Source organism: Pantoea sp. Ft-CA_14, from assembly GCF_024520875.1.
In the GTDB taxonomy this organism is placed as follows: Bacteria; Pseudomonadota; Gammaproteobacteria; order Enterobacterales; family Enterobacteriaceae; genus Pantoea; species Pantoea agglomerans.
Genome location: NZ_JALNPM010000007.1, coordinates 48,939 through 62,135 on the forward strand (window position 1 = coordinate 48,939; position 13,197 = coordinate 62,135).

General features: G+C 56.3%; 11 protein-coding genes, 4 tRNA genes and 2 other RNA genes. 4 read left to right on the forward strand and 13 right to left on the reverse strand.

Annotation, left to right across the window (positions count from 1 at the left end):
- Nucleotides 1-16 precede the first annotated feature (16 nt).
- The 4 genes from hemC to hemY are packed head-to-tail and all read left to right on the forward strand — an operon-like array spanning nt 17 to nt 4,041.
- Entirely contained in the window at nt 17-958 is a 942-nt protein-coding gene (gene hemC, locus NR195_RS12450; protein ID WP_031292611.1) for a hydroxymethylbilane synthase, read from the forward strand.
- Nucleotides 955-1,683 (forward strand): uroporphyrinogen-III synthase, encoded by a 729-nt coding sequence (gene hemD, locus NR195_RS12455; protein WP_033767572.1) that lies wholly within the window; start codon nt 955-957, stop codon nt 1,681-1,683. Before hemC ends, hemD begins: the two co-directional genes overlap by 4 nt.
- Nucleotides 1,684-1,708: 25 nt before the next feature.
- Nucleotides 1,709-2,842, forward strand: a complete 1,134-nt coding sequence (gene hemX, locus NR195_RS12460; RefSeq protein ID WP_256844572.1) for a uroporphyrinogen-III C-methyltransferase — start codon at nt 1,709-1,711, stop codon at nt 2,840-2,842.
- A 2-nt stretch (nt 2,843-2,844) separates the two neighbouring features.
- Nucleotides 2,845-4,041, forward strand: a complete 1,197-nt coding sequence (gene hemY, locus NR195_RS12465) for a protoheme IX biogenesis protein HemY (protein WP_010257339.1) — start codon at nt 2,845-2,847, stop codon at nt 4,039-4,041.
- A gap of 1,117 nt (nt 4,042-5,158) precedes the next feature.
- Here the strand turns inward: hemY and NR195_RS12470 are convergent.
- The 13 genes from NR195_RS12470 to rfbA form a co-directional block, all read right to left on the reverse strand.
- Nucleotides 5,159-5,288: non-coding RNA, RtT sRNA (locus tag NR195_RS12470), on the reverse strand.
- Between the two features lie 31 nt (nt 5,289-5,319).
- A non-coding RNA gene (locus NR195_RS12475) (RtT sRNA) lies at nt 5,320-5,449 on the reverse strand.
- Between the two features lie 31 nt (nt 5,450-5,480).
- A tRNA-Pro gene (locus NR195_RS12480) sits at nt 5,481-5,557 on the reverse strand.
- Between the two features lie 20 nt (nt 5,558-5,577).
- Nucleotides 5,578-5,664 (reverse strand) — tRNA-Leu (locus NR195_RS12485).
- Between the two features lie 16 nt (nt 5,665-5,680).
- Nucleotides 5,681-5,756, reverse strand: a tRNA-His gene (locus NR195_RS12490).
- Nucleotides 5,757-5,854: 98 nt separating this feature from the next.
- Nucleotides 5,855-5,931: transfer RNA gene (locus tag NR195_RS12495), tRNA-Arg, on the reverse strand.
- Nucleotides 5,932-6,089: 158 nt separating this feature from the next.
- Nucleotides 6,090-6,830, reverse strand: coding sequence for a lipopolysaccharide N-acetylmannosaminouronosyltransferase (gene wecG / locus NR195_RS12500; RefSeq protein WP_031292610.1), 741 nt, complete (start codon nt 6,828-6,830; stop codon nt 6,090-6,092).
- Nucleotides 6,831-6,855: 25 nt separating this feature from the next.
- Nucleotides 6,856-8,199, reverse strand: coding sequence for an ECA oligosaccharide polymerase (gene wzyE / locus NR195_RS12505; RefSeq protein WP_039390475.1), 1,344 nt, complete (start codon nt 8,197-8,199; stop codon nt 6,856-6,858).
- Complete coding sequence (locus NR195_RS12510) at nt 8,196-9,263, reverse strand: TDP-N-acetylfucosamine:lipid II N-acetylfucosaminyltransferase (protein WP_062759457.1); 1,068 nt, start codon at nt 9,261-9,263, stop codon at nt 8,196-8,198. The genes wzyE and NR195_RS12510 overlap by 4 nt, the downstream gene beginning before the upstream one ends.
- Entirely contained in the window at nt 9,260-10,510 is a 1,251-nt protein-coding gene (gene wzxE / locus NR195_RS12515; RefSeq protein WP_163799629.1) for a lipid III flippase WzxE, read from the reverse strand. The genes NR195_RS12510 and wzxE overlap by 4 nt, the downstream gene beginning before the upstream one ends.
- Nucleotides 10,510-11,640, reverse strand: coding sequence for a dTDP-4-amino-4,6-dideoxygalactose transaminase (gene rffA, locus NR195_RS12520; protein WP_010671668.1), 1,131 nt, complete (start codon nt 11,638-11,640; stop codon nt 10,510-10,512). Before rffA ends, wzxE begins: the two co-directional genes overlap by 1 nt.
- Nucleotides 11,627-12,334 (reverse strand): dTDP-4-amino-4,6-dideoxy-D-galactose acyltransferase, encoded by a 708-nt coding sequence (rffC, locus tag NR195_RS12525; protein ID WP_256844573.1) that lies wholly within the window; start codon nt 12,332-12,334, stop codon nt 11,627-11,629. The genes rffA and rffC overlap by 14 nt, the downstream gene beginning before the upstream one ends.
- Entirely contained in the window at nt 12,312-13,193 is an 882-nt protein-coding gene (gene rfbA, locus NR195_RS12530) for a glucose-1-phosphate thymidylyltransferase RfbA (RefSeq protein WP_010257356.1), read from the reverse strand. The genes rffC and rfbA overlap by 23 nt, the downstream gene beginning before the upstream one ends.
- Nucleotides 13,194-13,197 lie beyond the last annotated feature (4 nt).

A 13,197-nucleotide genomic window follows, 5' to 3' on the forward strand; every position in this document is an offset into this window, starting at 1 on the left:
AAAAATGGTTAACAGCATGTTAGACAAAATTTTCAGAATTGCTACAAGACAAAGCCCGCTCGCATTATGGCAGGCACATTATGTACAGCAACGACTCATGAGTGCCCATCCGGGACTGCGCGTTGAGCTGGTGCCTATGGTCACGAAAGGTGACATCATCCTTGATACGCCGCTGGCAAAAGTGGGTGGCAAAGGGCTGTTTGTCAAAGAGCTTGAGCTGGCGATGCAGGATGGCCGTGCCGATATGGCGGTGCACTCGATGAAGGATGTGCCGGTCAATTTCCCGGAAGGTCTGGGCCTGGTAACCATCTGCGAGCGCGACGATCCGCGCGATGCGTTCGTTTCTCATCATTATGACTCTATCGACGCGCTGCCACAGGGTGCCATTGTCGGCACGTCCAGCCTGCGCCGTCAGTGCCAGATTAGTGCGCGCCGTCCGGACCTGGTTATCCGCTCGCTGCGAGGCAATGTCGGCACCCGCCTCGGCAAGCTTGATGCCGGAGAGTATGACGCGATTATTCTTGCTGTCGCCGGGCTGAAACGCCTGGGACTGGAAGATCGCATTCGTCAGGCGATGCCTGCCGAAGTTTCCCTGCCCGCCGTGGGTCAGGGTGCGGTCGGCATTGAATGCCGTCTGGACGACACCACCTTAATTGGCCTGTTGCAGGCGCTGAATCACGATGACACCGAAGTCTGTGTCCGAGCGGAGCGCGCCATGAATACCCGTTTAGAGGGTGGCTGCCAGGTGCCAATCGGCAGTTTCGCGGTGCTGGAAGGCGATGACCTCTGGCTGCGCGGCATGGTCGGCGCACCGGATGGCCGGGTCATGGTCAGCGGCGAACGCCGTGGTCCCCGCGCTCAGGCTGAACAGATGGGTATTTCACTGGCCGATGAACTGCTGAATGGCGGCGCGCGTGAAATCCTGCAGGAAGTTTACCAGGGGCAGCCGCCGGCATGACCATTCTGGTGACGCGCCCGGAACCCGCAGCGGCAGAGCTGGTGTCACGCCTGCATGCCCTTGGCAAACAGGCGTGGAGCCTGCCGCTGATCGAATTTGCGCCGGGCGCTGATCTCACCTCTCTGCCACAAAAGCTCGCCGCACTTCGCCCTGGCGACCTGGTTTTTATCCTTTCTCAGCAGGTTATACATTACGCACAACACACCGTCACAGCATGGCCCGCTGAGCTGGACTATTATGCAATTGGTCGCAGCACCGCACTGGCGTTTCATACCGCCAGCGGACAGCAGGTGACCTGGCCTCATGCGCATGAAACCAGTGAAGAATTGATCCGGCTGAATACCCTTCAGCAGGTTGCGGGTAAACGTGCGCTGATCCTGCGTGGCGATCCCGGACGCGAGTTGCTGGCTCAGACGCTAACCCGGCGAGGTGCTGAGGTGTCGTTTGCAGCCTGTTATCAGCGCTGCCAGAAGTATTATGATGGACCCGTTGAAGGACGCCGCTGGCGCGATCGCGGTGTCTCCGTGCTGGTGGTGACCAGCGGTGAAATGTTACAACAGCTTTTTTCGCTGTTCCCCGCAGTTGATCGCGAGGAATGGCTGCTCAACTGCCGACTGGTTGTCGTCAGTGAACGTTTGGCTACCCTGGCCGCAGGATTGGGTTGGCAGGATATTCAGGTAGCCGATGGTGCCGATAACGATGCGCTGCTGCGCGCGTTACGCTGAACTTTAACAATGGGATGTGCCACATATGACGGAACAAAAAGACTCCTCCGCCATGGTTGAAGAAACCACCCCAGCGGTCGACCGCTCTCCTTCCAGCAACAGCACACCACCGCGTAATGCGAAAAATGGTGGCATGGTGCTGGGTGCAGTTGCGATTGTGATTGCGCTGGCGATTGGTGCGGGTTTATACCTTAACGGGAAACATCAGGCTGATTTACAGGCACAAACCAATCAGAAGCTGAGCGAACAATTAAGCGCGTTGCAACAGCAGGCCAGCAGCGACAAACAGCAGCTGACTCAGCAACTGAGCGGCGCCGAAACCGCGTTGCAGACAGCCCAGACACAGCAAAACGCGTCAGCAAAAGAGCTGCAAACCCTGCGTGAAAAAGTGGCCGTGATTTCTGGCAACGACGTGCGCAGCTGGTTGCTGGCACAGGCGGACTATCTGGTGAAACTGGCTGGCCGCAAACTCTGGAGCGACCAGGATGTCACCACCGCCGCTGCACTGCTGAAAAGCGCCGATGCCAGCCTGGCCGACATGAACGATCCCAGCGTCATGAATGTGCGTCGTGCGCTGACCCAGGATATCAGTAACCTCTCTTCGGTTACGCAGGTCGATTATGACGGCGTGATCCTCAAACTGAACCAGCTGTCGAACAACGTTGATAATCTGCGTCTGGCCGATAACGACAGCGATGATGCGCCGATGGACAGCGATGGCGGTGAACTGTCAGGTTCCGTGCGCGAATGGCGTCAGAATCTGGTGAAAAGCTGGCATAACTTTATGGATGATTTTATTACCATCCGCCGCCGCGATAACACCGCCCAGCCGCTGCTGGCACCTAATCAGGATGTTTACCTGCGTGAGAATATCCGCTCGCGTCTGCTGATTGCTGCTCAGGCGGTACCGCGTCATCAGGATGAGATTTATAAACAATCTATCGACACCGTGTCCGCATGGGTTCGCGCCTGGTACGACACCAATGATGCCGCTACCAAAGCCTTCCTTGCCCAGCTGGATGAGCTGAGCCAGCAGAACATCAATATGGACCTGCCGGATAACCTGGAAAGTCAGCCGTTGCTGGAACAGCTGATGCAGACCCGCGTCCGGAACCTGTTAGCGCAACCTTCTGCCGCTGCTAATCAGCAGGGAGGCTAAGCATGCTTAAGGTATTTATCCTCTTTATCCTGCTGATTGCTGGCGTGGTGCTGGGACCGATGATTGCCGGTCATCAGGGTTACGTGCTGATTCAGACCGATAACTGGAACATCGAAACCAGCGTCACCGGCCTGGTCATTATCCTCATCCTCAGCCTGCTGGTGATTCTGGCCGTGGAATGGCTGCTGCGCCGCGTGCTGCACACCGGCGCGCGTACCCGTGGCTGGTTTACCGGACGTAAACGCCGTCGCGCCCAGCGTCATACTCAGTCGGCACTGATGAAGCTGGCAGAAGGCGATCACCGTCAGGTGGAAAAACTGCTTTCTAAAGATGCCGATCACGCTGATGTGCCGGTGGCGAACTACCTGCTGGCAGCAGAAGCTGCGCAACAGCGTGGTGATGAAATCCGTGCTAATCAGCATCTTGAACGTGCTGCAGAGCTGTCGGAGAGCAACACCATTCCGGTAGAAATTGCCCGCGCACGTATTCAGCTGGCACGTAACGAAGATCATGCTGCGCGTCATAGCATTGACCGTCTGCTGGAAGTGGCACCGCGTCATCCTGAAGTGCTGCGCCTGGCCGAACAGGCGTATGTCCGTACTGGTGCCTGGAGTGCATTGCTGGATATTCTGCCCGCCATGCAGAAGGCGCAGGTCGGCGATGAGCTGCATCGTGATGCATTACAGCAGCAAGCCTGGCTGGGTCTGATGAATCAGGCGATGGCTGACCAGGGCAGCGATGGGCTGAAGCGCTGGTGGAACGATCTGAGCCGCAAAACCCGTCAGGAAACGACGCTGCAGGTGGCCATGGCGGATCATCTGATTGAATGCAACGATCACGACACCGCGCAATCGATCGTGCTGGAGGGCCTCAAGCGTCATTATGACGATCGTCTGGTACTGCTGATGCCTCGTATCAAAAGCGGTAATCCGGAAGCGCTGGAGAAAGTTCTACGCCAGCAAATCAAACAACACGGCGCAACACCGCTGCTGCACAGTACGCTGGGGCAGTTGCTGATGCGTCATGGTGAATGGCAGCAGGCTGCTGAGGCACTGCAGCAGGCGCTGGCACAGCGTCCTGACGCGTTTGATTATGCATGGCTGGCGGATGTTTATGATCGTCTGCGTCGCCCGGAAGAAGCGGCGAAGATGCGTCGTGAAGGGTTGTTGCTCACCTTGAAGAACAATCCCAACGCCTGATCCTCTTTTCATACCTGATAAAGCCGGGCTTGCCCGGCTTTTTTGTGCCCGCAATCTGCCAGCACGCTTTCGCAGGCAAAAAAAAACACCTGCCAGTGGCAGGTGCAAGATCAGGTCGGTAAGACAACCGGGAGGTACCTGACTCAACGTGGTGTCTGTTAACCCTGTAAGGCTTTCGCGATACAGGCAGGCAGACAACAGGTACCTAAAATTGGCTCTGCATCATTCCCAGGTTTATGTAGCATCAGCAGACATAAGAGGTGGAATGAGCATCTACAGCAGAAGTATTGCACAAGCCGTGCCAGGTTTATGATTATTTTTAAAATCACAATAAATCAGCAGGTTAAATAATTAGCTCAAAACTTCATTCAACAGGCCTGTCGGGAAATGTCTGTATCCAGCGACAGCTGGCATTTTCTCTGTCTCTGAATGGAGACAGCAAGGTTAAACTCTCTGTGAACTCAACAATAACAATGACTTATTTGTCGGCAATTCACGACGCTGTTGCTACTGTTTAAGCAACTTTATCTGAAAACTGGCGAAATCAAGGGTGAGCTGGCATCAAAGGATTAGCTAACAAGCAGCCCGCTCTCACTGCTGTGCGGGCTTCAGGGAGCATACGCCTTTCGCAAAGACGCAAAAGACGCCATCCCTGGCGGGCTCAGCGCGGGCGATTACGCACCTCATCCCTGAGTGCGCCCGTAGCCGGGCCAACGCTTTGCGTTGTTCAAAAACGCTCCCGGCGTTTTTATCCGGGCGGCGCGATGCTTTGCTACAGGCGTATGCTCCCTTCGCTTCACGTATGGCAGACGCATCTGATACTTACAAGGACGCTTCAGGCAAATGACAGATCTAAACCCGGATGCATCTGACCACAGCGCATAAGCTCAACGCGCAGGGAGCATGGTCAGAAGAGGAAAGCGTCCCACGCCAGGGACGGCGTGGGCCGAGCGGCCATGGATGGCTTAAGCGACTTTCCGATCTGACCATGTTCCCTTCGCAGGCTCGGATTTACAGCAAACTTATTTAGCTGTACCCACCTAAACCTCCTTCGGAGGTCCTCATCCTCTTTTCTGCAGACGAAAAAAAACCTGTCTTTTCAGACAGGTTTCTAAAATGGTCGGCGAGAGAGGATTACTCTGCTCTGCGAGCAGCGCCCTTCGGGCCGTTGCTGAAGCAACGTTGTCTCGCTACGCTCGGCTCAAACCTCCTTCGGAGGTCCTCATCCTCTTTTCTGCAGACGAAAAAAAACCTGTCTTTTCAGACAGGTTTCTAAAATGGTCGGCGAGAGAGGATTACTCTGCTCTGCGAGCAGCGCCCTTCGGGCCGTTGCTGAAGCAACGTTGTCTCGCTACGCTCGGCTCAAACCTCCTTCGGAGGTCCTCATCCTCTTTTCTGCAGACGAAAAAAAACCTGTCTTTTCAGACAGGTTTCTAAAATGGTCGGCGAGAGAGGATTCGAACCTCCGACCCACTGGTCCCAAACCAGTTGCGCTACCAAGCTGCGCTACTCGCCGATTTTTTTAACTGTTTTGCCTGGTGCGAAGAGAGGGACTTGAACCCTCACGTCCGTTAAGACACTAACACCTGAAGCTAGCGCGTCTACCAATTCCGCCACCTTCGCGTTTCCCAGCAAAATCTGGGGTGGCTAATGGGACTCGAACCCACGACAACTGGAATCACAATCCAGGGCTCTACCAACTGAGCTATAGCCACCACAATACTTAATGTCACAAGTTAAAAACCTGCAGCATTTAAATCTCTACTGCCAACCGCGGTAAATCAACCACCGAAGCTCATGCGCACAAACGATATGGCGCGCCCGACAGGATTCGAACCTGAGACCTCTGCCTCCGGAGGGCAGCGCTCTATCCAGCTGAGCTACGGGCGCGTAGCGCCGTTGCGGATGTGCATACTAGAGATAAGCGCCCATCGTGTCTAGTGCTTTTTAAATAAAAAGACGCGTTTGATTACGCTTTGTGCATTTTGTCGACAAATAGTGCATTTCCTCTCTCACAACGCGTAAAAATGCGGCATTTATCAGCAATATCAGAGATCGCCACGCCAGTGATAGCGCAAATATTTAAGCAGTTTTAATTGCCGGCGCAGGCGGCCAGGCTGCCGAATCAGACGATAGAGCCACTCCAGCCCCAGCCGCTGCCAAATCTCAGGCGCTCGCTTCACATGGCCGGTGAAAACATCGTACGTTCCACCCACGCCCATATAGAGCGCATCAGGCCAGTGCGCACGGCACGCCAGCATCAATAGCTCCTGACGGGGCGACCCCAGCGCTACAGTCACCAGCTTCGCGCCGCTGGCCGCAATCCGGGCAAACAGCGCATCCTGATCGGCTGGCGCAAAATAGCCATCCTGCGCCCCGACAATATTCACATTCCACTGACGACGTAGCTTATCGCAGGTTTCATCCAGCACCTGCTGACGACCGCCGATAAGAAACACAGGCGTCCCTTCCCGCCCGGCGCGTTCCATCAGCGCTTCCCATAAATCAGCACCCGCAATGCGCTGCACCGACGCGTGTGGATACTTTTTACGAATCGAGCGCACAATGCTGATGCCATCGGCGTATGCATATTCCGCCTGCGCTAACAGCGTGCGTAATCCCTCATCCCGCTCAGCGGTCAGGATCTTCTCCGCATTAATCGCCACTAAAATACCGCTGCGTACGCTCTGCGGCGGCATCAGAAAATTCACCGCCGACGGCATGTTTTCGAAGCCATACAACTCAACGCCGCGAATCCGGTACTGCGGCGTCTCAGTTAACTTTGTCATATCTTCCGTCAATCCCAGAGGTTACTCAGAGCGGGCTGTGCAACACCCGCCCGCTGCGGTCGCGAATCAAACCTGCGCGATCCAGTAACCAGAAAAGTAATTTAGCCATGCCCAGACAGGCAGCAAAAATGATGCAGAAAAACACCACGCGTGAACCGAACGCATCAAGGCCTTCGCGTGCCAGCACGATCATGTTAAAGACCGCGCCAAAACAGAAGCTTTGCAGGATGGCGCCGGTGTAACGGTTGGTCTCAAGGCAGCCACGCTGATAGATCGCATCAAAAGCTTTTATAATCATCCCTACCGCGACCGCACCGATCGGAATCGCCCAGACGCCGCCCATCACCACCAGCGACCCTATCAGCGTGGGTGAAATCGCCAGGCCAGAATGGTTGTTCAGCACTTCCCAGGTGAAGTAGTTAGCACTGTTTAACACTGCCAGCGGCCGATCCGGCCAGAGCCAGGTCGGAATGAAAACGTAGAAATCACGCCACAGCGGTGCCAGCCCCTGAAACTCAATTCTGGCGTAGTTATCCAGCAGCAAGGCGAGATTCTCCCACGGCGAGAAGGTATCACGCGTCAGATAGAGGAAAGTATAAAACGCTTCATCGCCCATAACGTCGAGGTTATAGCGGCGCAGTGCCAGCCAGAACATTCCTGCAATCGCCAGCACGCCCGCCGTTGCCAGCATCCACAAAGTGATCCAGCCACGGGTAATCCCGATAAACAGGAACAGGGCAAACGCAATAATGATATTGGCGCGGGTACCACCCACCAGCGCGTAGGTCAGTAAACCAAAGGCAACGGTCACCACCAGGAACAGCAGCCAGTTGCGGCGCGTCGGGCTCAAAAAGTAGGGGATCAGCATCGCCGGAATAAAGAAATAGAAGAAGCGCTTAAGCGCTACACCCGACACTTCACTGGAGAAAATCTGGTTATAGGCAGTCAGGCGGAACAGCAGAAAACCGTTATGAATGAAGAACACCGTCACCGTACCCAGCGCCACCAGCGCCAGGATCACGCAGGTCAGATGGGTTTCGACGCGATTCATCTGCAGCCAGGGCTTCGCCGGAGACGCGCTGGCGGGTTTCAGTCGCACTTTATAGCTGACGTAATAAATGGCGTAAAAAGCCGTGGCCGACAGCAGCGCCTCCAGCAGGTTCTCAACCGGCACCACTTCAACATTAAAGCGAAACACCAGCACGGAGGTCAGCGGGAAACCGAAGTAAAAGGTCAGTAAGAACAGCAGCGTGAAGAACAGATGAAAGTTAAAACGGACGCGCTTAAACTCCCGCCAGGTCAGGGTCAGGATAAAAACCAGCGACAGCAAATAGACCACCAGCAGGCCGCCAAACTGCATAAGACTCATGACAACTCCCCTTCGCTGAGCTGTAACGCGGCTCGCCAGCCCGCCAGATAACCCGGCGCAAAAAAGGCGATAGCCTGTTTATCACAGCTCATCAGCTGACGACGTGCCTCGGCGATCACCGCAGGCGACAGCGTATCTTCGCTGAACAATACCGGAAGCTGCTGCTCTGCCACATCACGCCAGAATGGATTTTTGCGGGTCAGGACAAACGGCACGTTGGCCTGAATCAGCAGGCAGAGTGTTCCCACCCCTTGCTGACGTTCAAACATAAAATAGCCGACATGGCAGCGCGCCAGCAGGGCTAAGTAATCATCAAACGCCAGGTTTTCACGCATCAGATTCACCTGACCGTTTGGGAACAGCGCATCGGCAGCGGCCTGAATCTGGCTGATATAAGCCTCATTACCTGGCGGATAGCCCAAAGGGACCTCGATACGCACCTGCTCGCCAAACTGCGCGTGAATCGCTTTTAAGCCTTCGATGTGTCGGTTACTCGGATCGCCCGAGTTGCCCAGCAACAGCGTAAAAGGCTCCGACGGGACAGATTCAACGGCTGCGGCGGGCATTCTGGTGGGAAAATAGAGCAGTGAACCGGGTACGCGCCGATGGCGCTGCTGATAGTGATGCAGGTCGCCCCGGGTCGCAAAAACCTGTGCAACCCGCCCCTGCGCTATCCGGCGGACCAGATAGAACAGACGGAACTTCAGGCTGCGCGAATCTTCATAAAGATCGGCGCCCCAGACGTGCCAGAACAGCTGTGAACGACGCAGCTTACCGCTGAGTAACGCCAGCCAGATCCACGGGTTAAACTGTCCGTGGCAGAAAAAACGCTGCTGACGATTTCTGGCGCGCTGCAGTACCGCCTGCGCCAGCGCTTTCTTGCTGGTAAAGCACTCGATCTGCAACGCACTGAACGGCGCCAGGCTCTCGGGCTGCTGCGTCACCACCATAAAATGGCGTGGCGCAGCCGCAGGCTGCTCAACGCTGAGTACGTCGTTGAAAAAGCGCAGCACCGTAAGATTGTGGTGGGGAATGTCCGATCCCAAAACGTGAATTAAAGTCATTTTTTCCGGCAGTAAACAATAAAAGCGCCACAACACAGGGCAAAGTAAGCCATATAGGTAAACATATAGGCCTGCGCCGCACCCGTCGCGCCATGTAACGGGATCAACCAGCGTGAAAACAGGGTCAGCAACAGGAACTGGCTGATCTCAGTCAGAACATAAAAGCGCAGCGAGGCTTTGGCGATAACCAGATATCCGAAAACATAGGCGCCGACCTTAAAAACATCGCCGCACAGCTGCCAGACAAAGAGATCGCGCATCCCGCGAAACGCTTCAGAGAACAGCAGGCTGATGGCGAAATCGCGCAGTACCCAGACACCCAGGCTGGCAACCGCTACGGCGGGCAGGACAAAGCGCAGTGCACGGCCAATCTCGCGCGCGATGTCGCGTTTGTTATCCAGCCGCGCCAGCGTCGGCAGCAGCCAGACGCTAAACGTCGCGGTAATAAATTGCAGATAGGCATCGGAAATGCTGGTGACGCCCTGCCACAATCCGACCTGTGCCCAGCCCTGCTGCTCCGCCAGCAGATTACGCATCAGCACCCATGCGACCGGCAGGGTCACGGCGGTGATCAGCGCCATCAGGGTATATTTTGCCAGATTACGGGCCAGCTCAGGATGCCATTGCGGTCGCAGCCAGCTAAGCGGCAGCGGCGCACGGCGTTTCAGCATCAGGAGTGCAGGCAGCAGCAGCAAAGCCGGCACCAGCGCCAGACCCGTCAGCGCGCCCTGATAGCCGCCCAGCCACCAGCAGAGCAGATAGCCCGCCACGCCAATCAGGCTGCCGAGAATCAGCGCCAGCGCATTACCGCGCGCGTCGCGATAGCCCTTCAGCAGCGCCAGGGTAAAGTTGGCCCAGGCGATGCCGAGCTGAAGAAAGGCCACCACGCGGATGACGCCCTGATAACGGTCGTGACCAAACAGCGCGATACTGATGGGTGCCGCCGCCAGCAGAAACAGCAGCGCCAGCATACCGGAAAAACCCAGCACCATGGTTGATGCCGTGCCCACCATCGCCCGCAATTGCTCGGGCTGCTGCTGATACTGCGCCACATAGGTGGTGACGCCATTAAAGATGCCTGCGCCCGCCAGCACGCCCAGCACGGTGATCAACTGACGGAAGTTCCCCGCCTGGCCGACACCCTCGGGTCCGAAGCTGACCGCCAGCAGTTTGACGACCAGCAGGCCGGCCACAATTTTTACCAGCGTGGACGATGCGGTCCACACTGAGGCTCTGGCTAATGACATCAGGAAAAGAAGCTCAGCAGTGAGCTGATAACCGTGCTCTGATTGTTATCCGACAGGTTATAAAACAGCGGCAGACGCAGCAGGCGTTCACTTTCCCGCGTGGTAAAGCGATCGTCGCCGACAAACTGCGAGAACCGCTCACCGGCGGGCGAACTGTGCAGCGGAATATAGTGAAACACCGTGAGTATCTCGGCTTCTTTCATCCAGTTTATCAGCGCCTGACGATCGTCCTGATCGCGCAGTTTGATGTAGAACATATGCGCATTGTGTTCACAGCTGGCGGGGATCACCGGCAGGCTGATGCGTCCCTGAGCCGCCAGCGGCTGCAGCGCATCGTAATAACGCTGCCAGATGCGTAACCGCTGCTGGTTAATACGTTCAGCGGCTTCCAGCTGCGCCCAGAGATAGGCTGCCTGCAGATCGGCCATCAGATAGCTCGATCCCATATCGCGCCAGGTGTATTTATCGACCTGACCCCGGAAGAACTGGCTGCGGTTGGTGCCTTTTTCCCGCACGATCTCGGCGCGCTCGACCAGGCTGGCGTCGTTAATGAGCGTCGCGCCACCTTCGCCGCCGGCGGTGTAGTTCTTGGTTTCGTGGAAACTGAAGCAGCCAATATGACCGATGGTGCCGAGCGCACGACCTTTGTAGCGTGACATCACGCCCTGCGCCGCATCTTCAATCACAAACAGCTTATGCTTTGCCGCCAGCGCCATAATGGTGTCCATTTCACAGGCCACGCCTGCGTAATGCACCGGCACAATGGCGCGGGTTTTTTCAGTGATGGCCGCTTCGATCAGCGTTTCATCAATGTTCATGGTGTCCGGGCGCACATCGACAAACACAATGCGGGCGCCGCGCAGCACAAAGGCGTTGGCGGTAGAGACAAAGGTGTAGCTCGGCATAATCACTTCATCGCCGGGCTGCAGATCGATTAACAGCGCCGCCATCTCCAGCGAAGCGGTACAGGAGGGGGTCAGCAGCACTTTTTTGCTGCCAAAACGCTGCTCCATCCACTGCTGACAGCGACGGGTAAATCCACCATCGCCGCACAGCTTGCCGCTGTTCATCGCCGACTGCATATACTCAATTTCTGTGCCCACAATCGGGGGCGCATTAAATGGAATCATGACCTTTCCTGTAAAACCAGTACGCGGTGCTGTCGAGCCGGGCACCGCTGCGTAAATAGAGGCGCATCGCCGTGAGATTGCTGAGCTGGGTAGCAACCCGAAGCTGAGCCAGCTGTCGTACCCGCGCCCAGTCTGCCGCCGCCAGCATCAGTCGCTGACCCAGCCCCTGGCCCTGCGCGTCGGGCAGTACGCCCAGCAGGCCAATGCGGGCATCGCCATCCACCGCGCGCAGCGAAACAAATCCCTGCAGCTGACCCGCGGCATCGCTTGCCACCAGACACTGATCGTCAAACGCCCCGCGTACCGCATTTTCAATCCACTGCGCATAGAAGCGTCCGCTGGCGTCCGGCGCATACCAGGGCGCGCGAAAACGACTCTGGCTGAAGAGCTGTGAGGCAGCATCGCGCAGTAGCGGAATCTGGGCTTCGCGCGCGATGCGAATTCCCGCCTGCCGTTCAGTCTGTTTCACCGCCAGCGTCAGATCTGCTTCGCCTTCTGCCAGCCGGAACTGGTGCTGCTGCAGCGTATCAATCAGCGCCGTCTCGCTGGCAGCGACTTTTATCTGCATCAGCGCACAGGGATGACGCAGCGCCTGTTCCAGCGGAATCTCACCTTGCGGCTCCAGCCGCACAGTATTAACACCGAAGAATGCGCTCTCCCAGTTAAGGGGATTAATATTGACGTGGACGGGCATGTAATAAATCCAGCAGGTATTGGCCGTAGCCGGTTTTTGTCAGCGCTTCACCCGCGGCCCGCAGCTGGTCATCACTCAGCCAGCTGTTACGCCAGGCAATCTCTTCCAGGCAGGCAATTTTGAAGCCCTGACGTTTTTCCACCGTCTGCACAAACATGCTGGCTTCCACCAGGCTGTCGTGCGTGCCGGTATCCAGCCAGGCAAAACCTCGTCCCAGCAGTTCGACCGTCAGCTCACCACGCTCCAGATACATCTGGTTAATGGCCGTGATTTCCAGCTCGCCCCGCGCTGAGGGTTTCACCTGTTTCGCGAATTCAATAACCTGATTGTCATAAAAATAGAGCCCGGTTACTGCCCAACGCGATTTCGGCTGCTGTGGTTTCTCTTCAATCGAGATCGCTTTGAAGTTATCGTCAAACTCCACCACGCCGAAACGTTCCGGGTCCATGACCTGATAGCCAAACACCGTTGCGCCACGATTCTGTTCAACAACTTTCCGGAGCTTGGGGCTGAAGCCCTGGCCAAAATAGAGGTTATCACCCAGAACCAGGCAGCAATTATCCTCGCCGATAAAGGATTCGCCGATGATAAAGGCCTGCGCCAGCCCATCGGGACTTGGCTGCACCGCATAGCTGAGGCGTATCCCAAATTCACTGCCATCGCCCAGCAGACGTTCAAACTGCGCCCGGTCTTCCGGCGTGGTAATTAACAGGATGTCGCGAATACCCGCCAGCATCAGCACGGAGAGCGGATAGTAGATCATCGGTTTGTCGTAAACCGGCAGAAGTTGCTTTGATACTGCACGGGTTATCGGGTGTAACCGCGTGCCCGACCCTCCCGCTAAAATGATGCCTTTCATCGCT

What these genes read in the sequence shown, in the direction of transcription:
- hemC (WP_031292611.1), top strand. Translation starts at nt 17, where the DNA reads ATGTTAGACAAAATTTTCAGAATTGCTACAAGACAAAGCCCGCTCGCA.
- hemD (WP_033767572.1), top strand. Translation starts at nt 955, where the DNA reads ATGACCATTCTGGTGACGCGCCCGGAACCCGCAGCGGCAGAGCTGGTG.
- hemX (WP_256844572.1), top strand. Translation starts at nt 1,709, where the DNA reads ATGACGGAACAAAAAGACTCCTCCGCCATGGTTGAAGAAACCACCCCA.
- hemY (WP_010257339.1), top strand. Translation starts at nt 2,845, where the DNA reads ATGCTTAAGGTATTTATCCTCTTTATCCTGCTGATTGCTGGCGTGGTG.
- wecG (WP_031292610.1), bottom strand. Translation starts at nt 6,830, where the DNA reads ATGACAAAGTTAACTGAGACGCCGCAGTACCGGATTCGCGGCGTTGAG.
- wzyE (WP_039390475.1), bottom strand. Translation starts at nt 8,199, where the DNA reads ATGAGTCTTATGCAGTTTGGCGGCCTGCTGGTGGTCTATTTGCTGTCG.
- NR195_RS12510 (WP_062759457.1), bottom strand. Translation starts at nt 9,263, where the DNA reads ATGACTTTAATTCACGTTTTGGGATCGGACATTCCCCACCACAATCTT.
- wzxE (WP_163799629.1), bottom strand. Translation starts at nt 10,510, where the DNA reads ATGTCATTAGCCAGAGCCTCAGTGTGGACCGCATCGTCCACGCTGGTA.
- rffA (WP_010671668.1), bottom strand. Translation starts at nt 11,640, where the DNA reads ATGATTCCATTTAATGCGCCCCCGATTGTGGGCACAGAAATTGAGTAT.
- rffC (WP_256844573.1), bottom strand. Translation starts at nt 12,334, where the DNA reads ATGCCCGTCCACGTCAATATTAATCCCCTTAACTGGGAGAGCGCATTC.
- rfbA (WP_010257356.1), bottom strand. Translation starts at nt 13,193, where the DNA reads ATGAAAGGCATCATTTTAGCGGGAGGGTCGGGCACGCGGTTACACCCG.